This window comes from Ancylobacter sp. WKF20 (assembly GCF_029760895.1).
GTDB lineage: Bacteria > Pseudomonadota > Alphaproteobacteria > Rhizobiales > Xanthobacteraceae > Ancylobacter.
Window position 1 is genome coordinate 2,864,429 of sequence record NZ_CP121679.1, and the last position, 16,594, is coordinate 2,881,022.

General features: G+C 68.1%; 13 protein-coding genes. 1 reads left to right on the plus strand and 12 read right to left on the minus strand.

Going from position 1 to position 16,594, the window contains the following annotated elements; all coding sequences use genetic code 11:
* Positions 1-114: 114 nt before the first annotated feature.
* The 12 genes from AncyloWKF20_RS13280 to murD form a co-directional block, all read right to left on the minus strand.
* Entirely contained in the window at positions 115-933 is an 819-nt protein-coding gene (locus AncyloWKF20_RS13280; protein ID WP_279317969.1) for an outer membrane protein assembly factor BamD, read from the minus strand.
* A 235-nt stretch (positions 934-1,168) separates the two neighbouring features.
* Entirely contained in the window at positions 1,169-2,107 is a 939-nt protein-coding gene (lpxC, locus tag AncyloWKF20_RS13285) for a UDP-3-O-acyl-N-acetylglucosamine deacetylase (RefSeq protein WP_279314507.1), read from the minus strand.
* A 319-nt stretch (positions 2,108-2,426) separates the two neighbouring features.
* Positions 2,427-4,154: a cell division protein FtsZ gene (gene ftsZ, locus AncyloWKF20_RS13290; protein ID WP_279314508.1), complete on the minus strand. Its 1,728-nt coding sequence runs from the start codon at positions 4,152-4,154 to the stop codon at positions 2,427-2,429.
* An 87-nt stretch (positions 4,155-4,241) separates the two neighbouring features.
* Positions 4,242-5,531, minus strand: coding sequence for a cell division protein FtsA (gene ftsA / locus AncyloWKF20_RS13295; protein ID WP_279317970.1), 1,290 nt, complete (start codon positions 5,529-5,531; stop codon positions 4,242-4,244).
* Between the two features lie 32 nt (positions 5,532-5,563).
* A complete protein-coding gene (locus AncyloWKF20_RS13300) occupies positions 5,564-6,436 on the minus strand; it encodes a cell division protein FtsQ/DivIB (RefSeq protein WP_279314509.1) in 873 nt (290 codons plus the stop codon).
* Positions 6,437-6,561: 125 nt separating this feature from the next.
* Complete coding sequence (locus AncyloWKF20_RS13305) at positions 6,562-7,482, minus strand: D-alanine--D-alanine ligase (RefSeq protein WP_279314510.1); 921 nt, start codon at positions 7,480-7,482, stop codon at positions 6,562-6,564.
* Between the two features lie 43 nt (positions 7,483-7,525).
* Positions 7,526-8,446 carry a UDP-N-acetylmuramate dehydrogenase gene (gene murB / locus AncyloWKF20_RS13310; RefSeq protein WP_279314511.1) on the minus strand — a complete coding sequence of 307 codons (921 nt, stop codon included), beginning with the start codon at positions 8,444-8,446 and terminating at the stop codon, positions 7,526-7,528.
* Complete coding sequence (murC, locus tag AncyloWKF20_RS13315; RefSeq protein WP_279314512.1) at positions 8,443-9,852, minus strand: UDP-N-acetylmuramate--L-alanine ligase; 1,410 nt, start codon at positions 9,850-9,852, stop codon at positions 8,443-8,445. Before murC ends, murB begins: the two co-directional genes overlap by 4 nt.
* A 117-nt stretch (positions 9,853-9,969) precedes the next feature.
* Positions 9,970-11,115, minus strand: coding sequence for an undecaprenyldiphospho-muramoylpentapeptide beta-N-acetylglucosaminyltransferase (gene murG, locus AncyloWKF20_RS13320; protein WP_279314513.1), 1,146 nt, complete (start codon positions 11,113-11,115; stop codon positions 9,970-9,972).
* Positions 11,112-12,284, minus strand: a complete 1,173-nt coding sequence (gene ftsW, locus AncyloWKF20_RS13325) for a putative lipid II flippase FtsW (RefSeq protein WP_267584964.1) — start codon at positions 12,282-12,284, stop codon at positions 11,112-11,114. The genes murG and ftsW overlap by 4 nt, the downstream gene beginning before the upstream one ends.
* 176 nt (positions 12,285-12,460) lie before the next feature.
* The gene (locus AncyloWKF20_RS13330) at positions 12,461-13,975 is read right to left on the minus strand and encodes an amino acid permease (protein WP_279314514.1); all 1,515 of its coding nucleotides are present in this window, start codon (positions 13,973-13,975) and stop codon (positions 12,461-12,463) included.
* Positions 13,976-14,165: 190 nt separating this feature from the next.
* Positions 14,166-15,545 (minus strand): UDP-N-acetylmuramoyl-L-alanine--D-glutamate ligase, encoded by a 1,380-nt coding sequence (murD, locus tag AncyloWKF20_RS13335; RefSeq protein ID WP_279314515.1) that lies wholly within the window; start codon positions 15,543-15,545, stop codon positions 14,166-14,168.
* 105 nt (positions 15,546-15,650) lie between these two features.
* Between murD and AncyloWKF20_RS13340 the strand changes: the two genes are divergently transcribed.
* Positions 15,651-16,574, plus strand: coding sequence for an MBL fold metallo-hydrolase (locus AncyloWKF20_RS13340; RefSeq protein ID WP_279314516.1), 924 nt, complete (start codon positions 15,651-15,653; stop codon positions 16,572-16,574).
* The last annotated feature ends 20 nt before the right edge of the window (positions 16,575-16,594 follow it).

A 16,594-nucleotide genomic window follows, 5' to 3' on the forward strand; every position in this document is an offset into this window, starting at 1 on the left:
CCGCGCGAGGGACGGGGTCGGCTCTGCCTTCTAGCAGGTCCGCGCGCCGTCCGCATCTGTTCTTCTTCTGTTCGCGACAATCCGCGGAGACACCGAGCGCCCCGCCGGTGATTGTCAGCCCAGCCCGAGACCCTTGAAGGCCTTGGTGATCCAGGAATTCTGGTTGAGCTGCGGGCTCACGCCGCGCGACTGAACCAGCTTGTAAGCGTCCTTGTACCAGGAGCTGTCCGGGAAATTATAGCCGAGCACGGCGGCCGAGGTCTGCGCCTCGCTCACCACGCCGAGCGCCATATAGGCCTCGGTCAGGCGGTACAGGGCTTCCTCGACATGGCGCGTGGTCTGGTAGCGGGTGACGACCACCTTGAAGCGGTTGATCGCGCCGGCATAGTTGCGCTGCTCGAGATAATAGCGCCCGACCATCATCTCCTTGCCGGCGAGCTGGTCGCGCGCGACCTCGAGCTTCTTCTTGGCGGCGACGGCGTATTCGCTGTCGGGATATTTCCGCACGATCTCGTCGAGCGCATCCATGGCGCGCTCGGTGCGCTGCTGGTCGCGGGAAATGTCCGGGATCTGGTCGAAATAGGACGAGGCGACCAGATACTGCGCATAGGCGGCATCGGCCGAGCCGGGGTGCAGCGTCAGGTAGCGCTTGGCGACGCCGATGCACTCGTCATACTGGCCCATCGTGTAGTTGATGTAGGCGATCATCAGCATCGCCTTGCGGGCCCAGTCGGAATAGGGATGCTGGCGGTCGACATCCTCGAAGCGCTTGATCGCCTCGGCATAGTCTTCCTTCTGCATCAGCGTCAGCGCCTCGTTATAGCGCTGCTCGGCCGGCACATCCGGGTAGACCGTCTCTTCCTTGTTGGTGTCGAACAGGCCGGCGCAGCCGCCGAGCGAGGCGCCCACCAGCACCAGCCCCACGAGGCGCACCGCGAAAAGCGCGGAACGCGCCGTTGCCGGGCGGGCGGCGTTTGCGGCGGGCCCGCCGGAACGGACGTGGCTGAGAAGACGCATCACAACTCTCGATCCCAATCTGGTCGCCTGCCGGCAGGGCGCAGATGTGCGCTATAGCCGCTTTCCGTCCGGATTATGGCGAGTGCCCTGCCGGTCGCCGCAGATTGCAGGATGACCGCGTGAGGAACGACTAAAAGTCGCGCGGACCGGCTCACAGCTCCGGCGCGTAGGCCGGCACCGCCACATCGACGAGACCGACATTGCCACGCACGCTGCGGCGGGCCGGCAGCTTGGCTTCGACGATCTCATAGGCCGAACGGTCGGACAGCAGGGCATCGACCACGGCGAAGTTCAGCTTGTGGCCGCCCTTGTAGGAGCGGAAGCGGGCCATCAGGGGCAGGCCGCTAATGGCAAGATCACCCACCGCGTCCATCGCCTTGTGGCGGACGAACTCGTCCGCAAAGCGCAGGCCGGTGGTGTTCAGCACGCCATTCGTGTCGAGGCAGATCGTGTTGTCGAGCGAGGCGCCGAGCGCGTAGCCGGCCTGCCAGAGGCGCTCCACATCGGCGACGAAGCCGAAGGTGCGGGCGGCGGCTAGCTCCTTACGGAACACGTCCGGCGACAGGGTGGCGGCGTAACGCTGGCGGCCAATGGCAGCGTGGGCGAAGTCAATCTCGACCTCGAGCCGGAAGCCCGCATCATAGGGGGAAAGCTCGCCGAAGCCGGTCTCGGTCTCGACGCGGATGGTTTTCAGCACGCGCAGATAGCGGCGGGGCGCGGCGATCTCGACAACACCCACATCGTCGATGGCTGCCACGAATTCGCCCGCACTTCCGTCCAGGATCGGCACTTCAGGCCCGTCGATCTCGACATGGGCATTGTCGATGCCGAGGCCGGCGAAGCAGGCGAGCAGGTGCTCGACGGTGGAGACGGCGGGGCCATTCTCATCGCGCAGCACGGTCGCCAGATCGCTGCCGCGAACGGCCTGACGGGAGGCGCGAACGGACTGGGACGAATCGGTGCGGTGAAAGAGGATGCCGGTATCGGCCGGAGCGGGAGCCAAGCTCAACCGCGCTTCCTTGCCGGAATGCACGCCCACGCCCGAAAGCGTGACCACGTCGCCGATGGTTGTTTGCCGTACAGCGTTCATTCCAGACCCAGCGAGCGGACCACCAGAGGCCATCCGCTCCCCCCAATTCCCAGTGCCAACTTCAATCCGCCATCGGTTCCGGGGCTCGTTTTGCGAATCCACGCCGAGGGCTTGTCGTTGGTGGGCAACATACTGGCGCCCCCGGGGGGTGCCAAATCACGCTTGCTTACCGTCTGTTACCGTCCCGTCGCGCCTGCAGCACATCAGATATTCGTTTACAATCAATGAATTGCGCCCGAGCTACAAACCCGGGCGCTGCATTGCGTCATTGGCTGTGTAACAGGGGCGGTCACCCGCCCCTGTTAGTCAGGAAGCCGGCTCAGCCCTGGCGGCGCAGGAAGGCCGGAATATCGAGGTGATCATCCTCGGAGGCGCGCGCCGCCGGACGGCCATGGGCGTCCATCGGGCGAGCCGCCGGGCGCTTGGCGAACTCGGACGCTTCCGGGCGGCGCTCGGCGAGCGGGCGCGGCTCCGGCTGCGCCGGGGCGCGGCGGACCATCGGGCGCATCTCGGCCGGCGGATCGACCTCTTCCTCGTCCTGATGGCGGCCGAGGCCGACATTGGCGAGGCGCTGAAGCAGCGTCATGCGCTTCTTCTCGGCGTGGTGATGCTCCGTCGGCTCGCCACGAGCGGCGCGGATCTGGTTCTGCGCCGGCATGGGCAGCTCTTCCACGCGCGGCATGCGCGGGCTGCGCATTTCCGGACGTTCCGCCTGCGGCGGGATGAAGGGCTCGTGTGTCTCGTGCTCATAAGCCGCGTCGTTCATCGGCTCGGGCTCCGGCTCGGCATAGAGCTGGGGCTTGGGCGCGAGCGGGCGAATGGTCACGTCATCGATCGCCGCCGGGGCGTGCTGGGCGTAGTCCGGCTCGCCATAGACGTGATCGCTGCCCGAGGACGCCGCGAAGGTCGGCTCGTAGCTGTGATCGGCATAGGCCGCGTGGTCCTCGGTGAGCGCGGACGCGACCGAGCGCAGCGCGGCGTCGCGGCGGGCCTCGACGGCGGCGCGGCCGGCATTGGAGACCTTGCGGCCGCCGAGATCCGAGAGGTTGGCGAAGCTGTGCGGGATCTGCTCGGGAATGACCGCCGGGTCGATCCCGGTGGCCACGACCGACACGCGGATGAGGCCTTCCAGCGTCTCGTCGAAGGTGGCGCCGAGGATGATGTTGGCGTCCGGGTCGACTTCCTCGCGGATGCGGGTCGCCGCCTCGTCCACCTCGAACAGGGTGAGATCCTTGCCGCCGGTGATCGAGATCAGCAGGCCACGGGCGCCGCGCATCGACACTTCGTCCAGCAGCGGGTTGGCGATCGCCGCCTCGGCCGCGTGCAAGGCGCGCTTCTCGCCGGAGGCCTCGCCAGTGCCCATCATCGCCTTGCCCATCTCGCGCATCACGGCGCGAACGTCGGCGAAGTCGAGGTTGATCAGGCCTTCCTTGACCATCAGGTCGGTGATGCAGGCAACGCCCGAATAGAGCACCTGGTCGGCCATCGCGAAGGCGTCGGCGAAGGTGGTCTTCTCATTGGCCACCCGGAACAGGTTCTGGTTCGGGATGACGATGAGGGTGTCGACGCCCTTCTGCAGCTCGTTGATGCCCATCTCGCCGATGCGCATGCGGCGCTGGCCCTCGAAATGGAAGGGCTTGGTCACCACGCCGACGGTGAGGATGCCGAGCTCGCGCGCCGCGCGGGCGATGACCGGTGCCGCGCCCGTGCCCGTGCCACCGCCCATGCCGGCGGTGATGAAGACCATGTGGGCGCCCGCGAGGTGATCGCGGATCTCGTCCAGCGCCTCTTCCGCCGCCGCGCGGCCAACTTCCGGCTGCGAGCCGGCGCCGAGGCCCTCGGTGACCGCCACGCCCATCTGCACGATGCGCTCGGCCTTGGAGAGGGTGAGCGCCTGCGCATCGGTGTTGGCGACGACGAAGTCGACACCCGACAGGCCGGCCGTGATCATGTTGTTGACAGCGTTGCCGCCGGCGCCACCGACGCCGAACACGGTGATGCGGGGACGCAGTTCGCGGATGTCAGGTACCTGCAGATTGATGGTCATGGCTGTTGTCCCCAAACGCCGGCGGGCTCGAATCCCGTCTCGATCTCAGTGGTGCCGGTTCCGCCGGCGCGGATATGATGAAGCACGTCAGAAGGCCTCCCGAAGCCAATGGCCGACGCGCGAGAAGTACCCGTCCGATTCCCCGTGGGAGAGCCGGCGGCGGCGGGCCTCGAAATGCTCGAGCCCCGCAACCTGCGGATAGACGAGAAGTCCGGTGGCGACCGCGAAGGGCGCGCCACGCGCGGCCTCCGGCAGGCGCGAAATACCGAGCGGGCGACCGATGCGCACCTGCCCGCCCATCACGCCGGCCACCATGTCGGCAAGGCCGGTGAGCTGCGCCGCGCCGCCCGTGAGCACGATGCGGCGCCCGGCGCCGGCGGCGTGGCCGGAGGTGACGAGGCGGTCGCGCACCAGCTCGGTGATCTCTTCCACACGCGGGCGGATGATCTTGAGCAGGCGCGACTTCGGAATGGCGCGCGGCAGGTCGTGATGGTCGTCGGCGATCGGCGGGACGGTGAGCATCTCACGATCATCCGCGCCGACGACGGTGACGCCGCCATGCAGGCTCTTCAGGCGCTCGGCATCGGCAAGGCGGGTGGAAAGGCCGCGCGCGACGTCGTTGGTGACGTGCTGGCCGCCCACCGCCACGCCGTCCACATGGACGCAATGGCCGTTCTCGACCACGGCGACGGTGGTGGTGCCGGCGCCGAAATCGATCAGCGTCACGCCGAGTTCGGTCTCGTCATCGGCGAGCGTGGCCAGCGCCGCCGCATAGGGGGCGGCAACCATGGCCTCGACGCCGAGATGGCAGCGCTCGATGCACAGGAGCAGGTTGCGGACCGCCGCCGCTTCGGCGGTGACGACATGCAGATCGACACCGAGGCGCCGGCCGAGCATGCCGCGCGGCTCGCCAATGCCGGACACGCCGTCGATGGCATAGCCGACCGGCAGCGCGTGCAGGATGGTCCGGCCCTCGCCGACGGCGAAGGTGGAGGCGGCGTCGAGCACGCGGCGAATATCGCCCTCGGCGACCGCCGGCTCGGGAAGGTCGACCTCGGCGGCGAAGTGCTCGGAGGCGAGGCGCCCGCCGGCCATGGAGACGACGACGGAGGCGATCTGCGCGCCGGCCATGCGCTCGGCGGCGTCGACCGCGCGGCGAATGGCGTGCTCGGCGCGCTCCATGTCGATCACCGCGCCGCCCTTGATGCCATGCGACGAGGTATGGCCGATGCCGAGCACATCCACCGAATGGGTGCGCCGGCGCAGGCTCGTCGTGGCATCGCGCGGCTTCAGCCGGGCAATCATGCAGACGATCTTGGAGGTGCCGATTTCCAGCACGCCCACCACGCCGCTGCGGCGCGGCGCGAGGGGGCGCATCTTGGGAGCGATCTCGAACGGAGCCCGGGGTCTCACGTGTTGCCGCCCTTCTTGGCCTTCGCCTGCGCCTTCAGCTCCGCCTGACGCGCCTCATAGGCGGCATCGGACAGACGCACCGACACACGGTCGGGCAGGCGCAGATCGATGATGGTGATGTCGCGGCTGAGCAGTTGCTTGTCGCGGTCGAGCACGGCGAGTTCCTGCAAGGCGGTGGCGATGTCCTTTTCCGGCAGGCGCACGTCGATGCCGCTGCGCATCTTCAGCGTCCAGCGCCGGTCGGCGACGCGGATGGCCGCACGCACCTGGTCCCGCACGCCCGGCACGAGGCTGAGCGCCTCGACGATCTCGGTGACGTGCTTTTCCGCGCCGTCGCCGACCACGATGGGCAGGCGGATATAGCGGGCGTCGTCGGAATAGGGGGCGATGACGGTGCCGTCGCGGGCGATGACGTTGATCTTGCCGTCCTTCTGCCAGAGCGCGAAGCCCTCGCGCTCGACCACCTGGATGTCCAGCCGGTCGGGATAGAGCTTCTGCACCGTGGCGCGCTTGATCCAGGCGAGTTCCTCAAGCCGCATCCGCGCGCCCTCGGCGTCGAGGAACAGCAGCGAGGAGGTCGGCTTCACGCCGGCCGTGGCGAGGATGTCGCCGGGGGTGACGTGATTCTGGCCGGAGAGATTCACATTGGCGATTCGGAAGCCGGCGAGGTTGGCGGCCGAATCAGCCATGTCGCGGGCGGTCTCGACCGCTACCGGCATGTGCCCGCCCTGCTGGAGGCCATAGGCGCCGGTCGCGGCGAAGAGCAGCGCCACCAGCCAGGTGCCGGCGCCGCAGCTCAGAGCCCGCGAGGCGGACAGCCCGACGAAGAAGCGGCGCCCGCCGATGATCGTGCGGTCGATGATTCGCACCCGGCCCCGATCGGCGGCGCCGGACGTGGCGGGACGTGCGAAAGCCCGGCCATCACTGCCGTTTCGCCTCGTCTCAACCTTGGCCGCGCTGGTCCGTCCGGCCCCGGCAGGCATCTGCCTGGGGGTCAGCGGTCGAGCGAAGCGTCCTCCACCATCCATCGTACAAGCTCACCGAACGAATGGCCCGCATGGGCTGCCAGTTCGGGCACGAGAGAGGTCTCGGTCATTCCGGGTTGGGTGTTAACCTCCAGACAGAACAAACCGGATTCGTCCCCGGTCCGGTCGTCGTAGCGGAAATCAGCCCTGCTAATGCCCCGACAGCCGAGCGCCTCATGCGCCCTAGCCGCTAGCATCCGTACCTTTTGGTAAATTTTCGGTAAAATCCGGGCCGGAAGAATGTGAACGGATCCGCCCGGAGCGTATTTTGCTTCGTAATCATAGAACCTTACGGCGGATTGAATTTCGATCACATCGAGCGGCTCACCGCCCATAACGGCGCAGGTGAGCTCCAATCCGGGGATGTAAGATTCGGCCAGAAGCAGTTCGCCATGCGGCCAGTCGGGCCGATTCAGTTCCTGCGGCGGGAATTCCTGATCTTCGTTAACGATGAAGACGCCGACCGAGGAGCCCTCCCGCACCGGCTTCAGCACATAGGGGCGCGGCAGCACATGGGCCTTCGCGGCCTCCGCGCGGGTGACCAAGCGCCCATGCGGCACGGGCACGCCATGGGCGGCCAGCACGATCTTGGCCTGCGCCTTGTCCATGGCCAGCGCCGAGGCGAGCACGCCGGAATGGGTGTAGGGGATGCCGAGGATCTCCAGCATGCCCTGAATGGTACCGTCCTCGCCGAACGGGCCGTGCAGGGCGTTAAGCACCACGTCCGGCTTCAGCTCGGTCAGCACCTGCGCGATGTCGCGCCCGACATCGACGCGCGAGACGCGGTAGCCGACGCTCTCGGCGGCCTTGGCGCAGGCCTCACCCGAGCGCAGCGACACCTCGCGCTCCGCCGACCAGCCGCCCAGAAGGACGGCGACGTGCTTGGACATGGTCTTCTCCTCGCGCCGGTAAGGCGTCAGTCTGGGGCGTCAGTCAGGCCGGAACGCCGATGCGCTTGATCTCCCACTCCAGCTCGATGCCGGACTGGGCCTTCACGCGCTGGCGCACTTCCTCGCCGAGGCCTTCAATGTCGGCGGCGGTGGCCCCGCCGGTGTTGATCAGGAAATTGCAGTGCATCTGCGAGACCTCGGCCCCGCCGACGCGCAAGCCCCGACAGCCGGCGGCATCGACGAGTTGCCAGGCCTTGTGGCCCGGCGGGTTCTTGAAGGTCGACCCGCCGGTCTTCTCGCGAATCGGCTGGGAGGCCTCGCGCGCCTGCGTGATCCGGTCCATCTCGGCGAGGATCGTCGCGGGATCACCGGGGCGGCCCTGATAGAGCGCGCTGGTGAAGATGAAATCCGCCGGCGCGCCGGAATGGCGGTAGCTGAAGCCGAAATCGGCATTGGCGAGCACATGGACCTTGCCGGCACGGTCAACCGCCCGCGCCTCGATGAGGCAATCCTTGGTCTCACCACCATGGGCGCCGGCATTCATGCGCAGCGCCCCGCCCAGACCGCCGGGAATGCCCCGGTAGAAGGCGAGCCCGTCAATGCCGGCATCAGCGGCGGCGCGGGCGAGCTTCACATCCGGCACCGCCGTGCCCGCCCGCACGCGGTGGCCGTCCTCGACGGTGATCTCGTTGAAGCCGCGCCCGAGCCGGATGATCACGCCGGCCACGCCGCCATCGCGCACGATGAGGTTCGAGCCGAGGCCGATCACGGTGACGGGGATGTCGGCGGGGAGATTCGCGAGGAAATAAGCGAGATCGGCCTCGTCCGCCGGGGTGAACAGGATTTGCGCCGGGCCGCCGACGCGGAACCAGATCAGCTCCGCCAGCGGCTGATTGGCGATCAGCCGCCCGCGCAGCTCGGGCAGGCGGGCGGAGAGGTCGGCGGTGATGTCGGGGAAGCTCACTTAGCCGGCCCCGCCTCAAGCTGGCCCGGCAGCGCATAGGCCCATTGGGTGATGTTGCCGGCGCCGAGGCAGACCACATAGTCACCGGGCTTCGCCAGGCCCTTCACGATCCCCGCCAGCGCGTCGGGGCCACTCAGCGCGGTCACCGAGCGATGGCCGCGCGCGCGCAGCGCCTCGACGAGGTGATCGCGGTCGATGCCGGGGATCGGCGCCTCGCCCGCCGCATAGACATCGGCGACGATGACGTGGTTGGCGTCGTTGAAGCAGGTGGCGAACTGGTCGAACAGCGATTGCAGCCGCGTGTAGCGGTGGGGCTGGACGATGGCGATGACCTGCCCTTCCGTCGAGGCGCGGGCGGCGCGCAGCACGGCGGCGATCTCGACCGGGTGGTGGCCGTAATCGTCGAAGATGGACACACCGTCCACCTCACCGGTCCGCGTGAAGCGCCGCTTCACCCCGCCAAAGCCGGCCAGCGCGGTGCGGATCTGCGCGTCGCTCGCGCCCAGCTCGCGGGCCACGGCGATGGCGGCGGTGGCGTTGAGCGCATTGTGCCGGCCGGGCATGGGCAGCACGAGGTCGCGCAGCTCATGCACGGTGTGGCCGGTGCGGTCGCGGAAGATCACGGCGAAGCGGCACACGCCGCCGCGCAGGTCGAGATCGACAAGTCGCGCATCCGCTTGAGGATTTTCGCCATAGGTGATGACGCGGCGGTCCTCGACATGGCCGACGAGATCCTGCACCACCGGATGATCGGTGCACATCACCGCGAAGCCGTAGAAGGGCAGGTTGTCGATGAAGCTGCGGAACGCCGCCTGCACCGCCTCGAAGGTCTTGAAGTGGTCGAGATGCTCGGGGTCGATATTGGTGACGATGGCCACCTCGACCGGCAGCTTCAGGAACGTCCCGTCGCTCTCATCGGCCTCCACCACCATCCAGTCACCATCCCCCAGCCGCGCATTGGTGCCGTAGGCGTTGATGATGCCGCCATTGATGACGGTGGGATCGAAGCCGCCCGCGTCGAGCAGGGTGGCGACCAGCGAGGTCGTGGTGGTCTTGCCATGGGTGCCGGCAATGGCGACGCAGCTCTTCAGCCGCATCAGCTCGGCCAGCATCTCCGCGCGGCGCACCACCGGCAGGCGCTTGGCGCGGGCGGCGACCAGCTCGGGATTGTCGCGCTTGATGGCGGAGGAGACGACGAGCACCTCCGCCCCCTCGATATTGCCGGCCGCATGGCCGATCAGCACCTTGATGCCCTTCTCGGTCAGGCGCTTCACATTGGCGCTCTCGGCCACGTCCGAGCCCTGGACGGTGTAGCCGAGATTGTGCAGCACCTCGGCGATGCCGCTCATGCCGATGCCGCCGATGCCGACGAAATGGATGGGGCCGAGTGAGAGCGGGAGCTTCATGCGATCTTCCTTCGGCCCGCCACAACCTGGGGCGCGGGCGCTACGTCAAGGCGGGCAGGAATAGACGAGGCGACCGGCCGCGTCATCCCGACGATGGCGGACCGCCCGGCCACGCCGTCAAACCTTCAGGCCGGCGGTCCGGATGACCAGATCCGCCAGTCGCGCCGTCGCGTCCGCCCGACCCATGACCTGTGCCCGCTGGGCCATGGCGGCGAGCTGTGCCGGGGCACGCATCAGCGAGATCAGCAATTCGGCGAGCGTGTCGGGGGTGAAGCCGCTCTGGCGCGCCAGCACAGCCCCGCCCCCCTTGGTGAGCGCGGTGGCGTTGGCGAGCTGGTCCTGATCAATCGCGCCGGGCAGCGGCACGAGAATGGAGGGCCGGCCGATCACGCAGAGCTCGGCAATGGTCGAGGCGCCAGCGCGGGCAATGACCAGATGCGCGTTGCTCATCCGCGCCGGCAGATCGCGGAAGAACGGAGCGATCTCCGCCCGCACGCCGGTCTTGGCGTAGATCTCGCGCACGAAGCCACTATCCTCCGCCCGCGCCTGCTGGGTGATGCGCACCCGGTCGCGCAGCACCGGAGGAAGCTGGGCGATGGCGTGGGGAACGACGTCGCTCATCACCCGCGCGCCCTGGCTGCCGCCAAAGACCAGGAGATCGAACGGGCCGTTCTCCAGCGGTGCCTCATAGGGAGCCGCCGCGTCGATGACGGCGGGGCGCACCGGATTTCCGGTGTGCCGGGCCTTGGCGGCAAGTTCGGGCTTCGTGCTGAAGATCTCCGGATAGCCGGTGGCGATGGCCGTCACGCGCGGCGCGAGCATGGCATTGGCCCGGCCCAGCACCGCATTGGCCTCGTGGATGATGGTCGGGCGGCCGGCGAAGCGCGCGGCGAGCAAAGGCGGCACGGTCGGATAGCCGCCGAAGCCGACCACCACCGCAGGCTTCAGCTCCTGCATGAGCTGGTAGCCCTTGAGCACCCCGCGCGCCAGGGCAAGCGCCGTGCGCGCCAAAGCAATGGGCGAGCGCCCGCGCACCGTGTCGGCCGGCAGCACATGGAGCTTGCGGGCGGGGAACACATCGGCATAGCGCGCCGCGCGCTCGTCCGTCGCCAGGTCCACGTCGAGACCATAGGCGGTCAGCGCGTCGGCCAGCGCCTCGGCCGGGAAGAGATGCCCGCCCGTGCCGCCGGCCGCCAGCAATACCAGCGGCTTGCGAGTCATTACCGGGCGCGGGGCACGGGGCGTGCGGATGGAATCGTTCATGCCGGGCGTACCGCTGTGCTGCCGAGCCGGGTGCCCAGCCGTTCCAGTTCTGCCAGCGTCGCCGTGCGCGGGCGGCGGCGGGTGAGCGCCAGCAGCATACCCATGCCATAGGCTAGCGACAGCAGCGAGGAACCGCCATAGGAGACGAAGGGCAGCGTCATGCCCTTGGCCGGCATCATGTGGAGATTGACCATCATGTTGATGCAGGACTGCAGGCCGAACAGCATGGTGAGCCCGGCAATGGCGAAGCGCACGAAGGGGTCCTCGTCATTCATCGCCCGCGTCAGCGAGCGCAGCACGATGAAGGCAAAGAGCCCCGCGATCATCATGCAGAGAATGGCGCCGAATTCCTCGCCGGCGACCGCGAAGATGAAGTCCGTATGCCCGTCCGGGAGGATCTTCTTGTAGGTGCCCTCACCCGGCCCCTGGCCGAGCCAGCCGCCATTGAGGAAACTGTCGGTGGCGATGTCGATCTGGTAGGTGTCGCCCGATTCCGGGTCGAGGAAGCGGTCGATGCGCTTGGTCACATGCGGCACCAGCGTGTAGGCGACGAAAAGGCCAAAGGCGCCGACGCCGCCAAGGCCGATCACCCAGATCATCCGCAGTCCCGCCAGGAAGAACAGGCCGCCCCACACCAGCGAGACCAGCATGGTCTGACCGAAGTCGGGCTGCATCACCAGCGGCGTCACCACGATGCCGAGCAGGCCGATGGCGAGGAACTGACCGGGCATTTCCGGGCGCCGCACGCTTTCGGAGAACAGCCAGGCGGCGATGATGACGAAGCTCGGCTTGAGGAATTCCGAAGGCTGCACGGTGATGCTGGCAACATTCAGCCAGCGCCGCGCGCCCTTGACCTCCGGACCGATGACCAGCGTGGCGCAGACGAGGCCGAGAAAGAGGAAGAACAGCACCAGCGACACGCGCCGGATGTTGCGCGGGGAGAGGAACGAGGTGCCCAGCAGCACGATGAGCGCCGGCACCAGGAACATCACCTGCCGGTTCACGAAGTGGAACGGATCGGCGATGCCGAGCCGCGCGGCGACCGGCGGGCTGGCGGCCAGCGCCAGCACGATGCCGATGATCATCAGCGCGGCGAGGGCGCCAAGCAGCAGGCGATCAATGGTCCACCACCATTCGCCCACCACCGTCCGTTCGGCACGCGAGATCATGTAGCTCTACTCCGGAGAAACGCTTCCCGGACTATCGAACGATTAAGGTTGACGCCGGCTTAATGACGCGGCGCCGAGCGGCTTATCCCCGCCGCATCGCCCGGAACGCAAAACCCCGCCCGGCGGAAGCCGGACGGGGTGAGCGGTGGCGCATGGCCGGAAATGTCAGCCGGCGGTCAGTAGGACTTGTACTCGGTGGTGCCCTTGGAGAGGGCGAACTCCTCCTCCGGCGAGAGCACCAGCTTGTGGCGCCCGGCAATGGCGAAATAGACGATGCCGATGGCGAACCAGATCACCACGCCGATCACGCCGGCCCGGTAAACGGGATCGGAAAGCTGGAAGAACAGCGTGACGATGGCGATGGCGATGGTCAGCCCGGCGCCGACGACGCCGAACGGGCTGCGATAGGGCCGCTCGATATGGGCGGCGTTCTTGCGCAACAGGATGAAGGACAGCGCCTGCATCACATATGACAGCATGGCGCCGAACACCGCCATGTTGAGCAGCGTGCCGCCGATGACGCTCGCGCCCTGCTCGGCGCCGACGCTGAACCAGATCACCAGCATCAGCCCGAGCGCCACCACCGCGCCCACCAGCATGGCGAGGTGCGGGGTCTTGCGGGTGCCATGGGTGATCGACATCCAGCGCGGGAAGTAGCCAGCGCGCGAGAGCGAATAGATCTGCCGGCCCTGCGCGTAGATGATGGTGTGGAACGAGGCGATGAGGCCGATCACCGCGACGCAGGCCAGCACCTTGGCGAGACCGTCGCCATAGATGGCGCGGAAGCCGTCCAGCAGCGGCTCGCCCGACTTGCCGAGGGCGAAGGCGCCATTGGCGACCGAAGCGTTCAGCCACAGGATCATGAAGGCCGAGACGATGAGCGTGGTGATGCCGAGGATGATGCCGCGCGGCAGGTCGCGCTTGGGGTCGACCGATTCTTCCGCCGCGAGCGGGAGTTGCTCGATGGCGAGGAACAGCCACACCGCGAAGGGCAGCGAGGCAAGGATGCCGTAGATGCCGAAGGGCAGGAACGGCCCGCCGCCATCCGGCAGCTCGGTGCCCTCAGCGGAGATGTTCAGCGCCCAGCGGGTGAAGTCGATATTGGGCAGCGCGCTGACCCAGAAGGCGACGAGGCAGGCGAGCGCGGCCAGTGTCACTACCAGCGTGACCTTGAAGGACAGCTCGACGCCGACGACGTTCAGCCCAACGAAGACGATGTAACCGAACACCCAGTAGACCGGCTGGAACTCCGGTGGCGTGCCGAAGATCGAGCCGAGATAGGAGCCGATGAAGAACACCACCACGGCGGGAGTGACGACATACTCGACATTCTCGCACAGGCCGGTGATGAAGCCGCCCCACGGCCCCATGGCGGTGCGGGCGAAGGAATAGGCCGCGCCGGTGTGCGGCAGGGCGGAGCTCATCTCGGCGATGGAGAGGGTGAGGCCGAGATACATGATGGCGATGATGATGGCGGCGATGAACAGCCCGCCCCAGCCGCCGGTGGCGAGGCCCAGATTCCAGCCGGAGAAATGGCCGGAGATGACCGCGCCGACGCCAAGCGCCCAGAGCGAGGCGACGCCCGCATAGCGCTTCAGTCCGCGCGCCTCGAAATAGGCGCCGTCGACGGTGGTGTAGCTGACGCCGGCGGAGCCCGCGGCGGGCGCGCTTTCGGCCGAAGGAATGCTCATGACGCTGATCCCCTTCAAGGGGCAGGCGTCCCGTCGGCGCCCCCGCGCCACCCGAGTCCGTCGCCCTGTGTCCCCAACCCCTCCGGCAGAAATGCCGCAGAGACAGGCATGCATGTTTTCAGGGCATCACACGAACGTCAACCCGCGCTTGACGCAGCGCGCGGCCTTTCATCCCCGACCTTCGACGCACTCAGAGCGCCGCGACGAGGGCGCGGAAGGCGTCGCCCCGCACCTCGAAATTGCGGAACTGGTCGAAGCTGGCGCAGGCCGGCGAGAGCAGCACCACCGCGTGGTCGAGCCCGGCGCTCGCGGCATCCCGCGCGGCGCTCGCCACCGCGACCTCGAGCGTGCCACTCATCTCATGGGGAACGCCGTCCCCCAGGGTCGCCGCGAAATCCTCCGCCGCGACGCCGATGAGATAAGCCTTCTTCACGCGGGGAAACAGCGGGGCGAGCGGGGCGATGCCGCCCTCCTTCGGCTTGCCGCCGGCGATCCAGTAAATGTTGTCGAAGGACACCAGCGCGCGCTCGGCCGCATCCGCATTGGTCGCCTTGGAATCGTTGACGAACAGAACGTTGCCGATGGTGCGCACCTGCTCCATGCGGTGCGCGAGACCGGGAAAGCTCTTGATGCCGACCGCGATCACCTCGGGGGCGAGGCCAAGCGCGCGGGCGCTGGCGAAGGCGGCGGCGGCGTTCTGCGCGTTGTGGCTGCCGCGCAGCGAGCCGATGCCGGCGAGCGGCAGGGTGAACACGGTGCGCCCGCCTTCCGCCACCACCAGATCGGTGCCGTCGAGATAGATGCCGTCCTCCAGCTTTTCCAGCACGGAGAGGCGCACCAGACCCTTGCCGCTCGCCGCCACGCGGTCGGCGAAGGCGCGGCACCACGGGTCATCGACGCCGATCACCGCCGTGCCGCCGGCCTCCACCTGCGCCACCAGCCGCTCTTTGACGGCGGCGTAGTGCTCCATCGTGCCGTGCCGGTCGAGATGGTCCGGCGAGAGGTTGAGCAGGATGCCGACCGCCGGGTCGAGGCTGGGGGCGAGGTCGATCTGGTAGGAGGAGCACTCGATCACATAGACCCGCCCCTGCTTGGGCGGCTCCAGACCGAGGATGGCCGGGCCGAAATTGCCGCCGATCTGCACGTCGCGCCCGCCGACCTTCATCAGATGCGCCAGCAGCGCCGTGGTGGTCGACTTGCCATTGGTGCCGGTGATCGCCGCGAAGGGCGCGCGGCGCAGGCCAAGGCGCCGCTCACGGCAGAACAGCTCGATGTCGCCGATGACCTCGACGCCCGCGCCTTGCGCCAGCCTCACGCTCCAATGCGGTTCGGGATGGGTCAGCGGCACGCCGGGCGCCAGCACCAGCGCGGCGATGTCGCTCCAGTCCAGCGCCCGCAGGTCGCCGGTCGGGATGCCCTCCGCCGCCGCCTTCTCCACCGAGGCGGGCGAATCGTCAAAGGCCGTCACCCGCGCCCCACCAGCGATCAGCGCGCGGGCGGTAGCGAGGCCCGAGCCGCCGAGGCCGAACAGCGCCACGGCACGGTCTTTGAACGAAGTCACGGGAATCATGGGACAACCTCGGCTGACGCGCGCCATCGGGACGCGACACCTCGCTAGCGCATTTCCCCGGCTGATGAAATGATCGCGCGCCTGCCGGCGACGCAAAGGATGACGATGAGCAAGCCCGCCTCTCCGCCTGCCCCCTCCCCTGCCCTTCTGCCGCTCGGCTCCACGCTAAAGGTGCTGCGTCCGCACCCCAACATCCTCGCCTTTTATGACGGGCGCATCGCCGGCGCCCGCGCCCATGCCGCCGGGCCGAACTGGCTCGATGACGGGGCCTATGCGCTCGGCGTGTGCGTCTATGCCATCATCGAGGGCAGCGAGGCGCTGCTCTACGACACCCACATCTCGCTCACCCATGCCCGGCTGATGCGGGAGGCGCTGGAGCGCGAGGGCGTGACCTCGATCCGCGTCGTGCTCAGCCACTGGCACGACGACCATGTGGCGGGCAATGAGGTGTTCGCCGATTGCGAGATCATCGCGCTGGACCGTACCGAGGCGGCGCTCACCGCCCACCGCGCGGCGCTGGAGAGCGGCAACCCGCCGATCCGCCCGCTGGTCATGCCCAACCGCATCATCACCGGGCCGACCGAGCTATCGGTCGGCAGCCTGCGCGTGCTCTTGGAGCCGGCGGAGATCCACAGCCATGACGGGCTGATCCTGCTGCTGCCGGACGAGTTCATCATGCTCGCCGGCGACACGCTGGAAGAGCCGATCACCTATGTCGCCGAGCCCGAGCGCCTGCCCGTTCATGTCGAGGAGCTGAAGCGCATCCGCGGCTGGGGCTATCAGCGCATCCTGCCCAATCACGGCGCGCCGGAGGTGATCGCGGCCGGCGGCTACGGCCCCTCGCTGATCGACGCGACGATCCGCTATGTGCAGAAGCTGCTGCGCACCCGCTCGGTCATGTCCTTCGCCGATCAGGATCTCAGCACCTTCATCGCCGAGGACATTGCGGCAGGCCACCTCAGCTATTTCGCGCCCTATGAGGAGGTGCACGCCAATAATGTGAAGAAGGTGCTGGCGCTGCCCAGCTGAGCCCGCGCCCATCGGGGGAC

Coding starts and splice junctions, on each gene's coding strand:
- murD (WP_279314515.1), bottom strand. CDS start 15,545: ATGATTCCCGTGACTTCGTTCAAAGACCGTGCCGTGGCGCTGTTCGGC.
- lpxC (WP_279314507.1), bottom strand. CDS start 2,107: ATGAACGCTGTACGGCAAACAACCATCGGCGACGTGGTCACGCTTTCG.
- AncyloWKF20_RS13305 (WP_279314510.1), bottom strand. CDS start 7,482: ATGTCCAAGCACGTCGCCGTCCTTCTGGGCGGCTGGTCGGCGGAGCGC.
- murC (WP_279314512.1), bottom strand. CDS start 9,852: ATGAAGCTCCCGCTCTCACTCGGCCCCATCCATTTCGTCGGCATCGGC.
- ftsA (WP_279317970.1), bottom strand. CDS start 5,531: ATGCGCCCCCTCGCGCCGCGCCGCAGCGGCGTGGTGGGCGTGCTGGAA.
- ftsZ (WP_279314508.1), bottom strand. CDS start 4,154: ATGACCATCAATCTGCAGGTACCTGACATCCGCGAACTGCGTCCCCGC.
- AncyloWKF20_RS13330 (WP_279314514.1), bottom strand. CDS start 13,975: ATGAGCATTCCTTCGGCCGAAAGCGCGCCCGCCGCGGGCTCCGCCGGC.
- murG (WP_279314513.1), bottom strand. CDS start 11,115: ATGAACGATTCCATCCGCACGCCCCGTGCCCCGCGCCCGGTAATGACT.
- AncyloWKF20_RS13340 (WP_279314516.1), top strand. CDS start 15,651: ATGAGCAAGCCCGCCTCTCCGCCTGCCCCCTCCCCTGCCCTTCTGCCG.
- ftsW (WP_267584964.1), bottom strand. CDS start 12,284: ATGATCTCGCGTGCCGAACGGACGGTGGTGGGCGAATGGTGGTGGACC.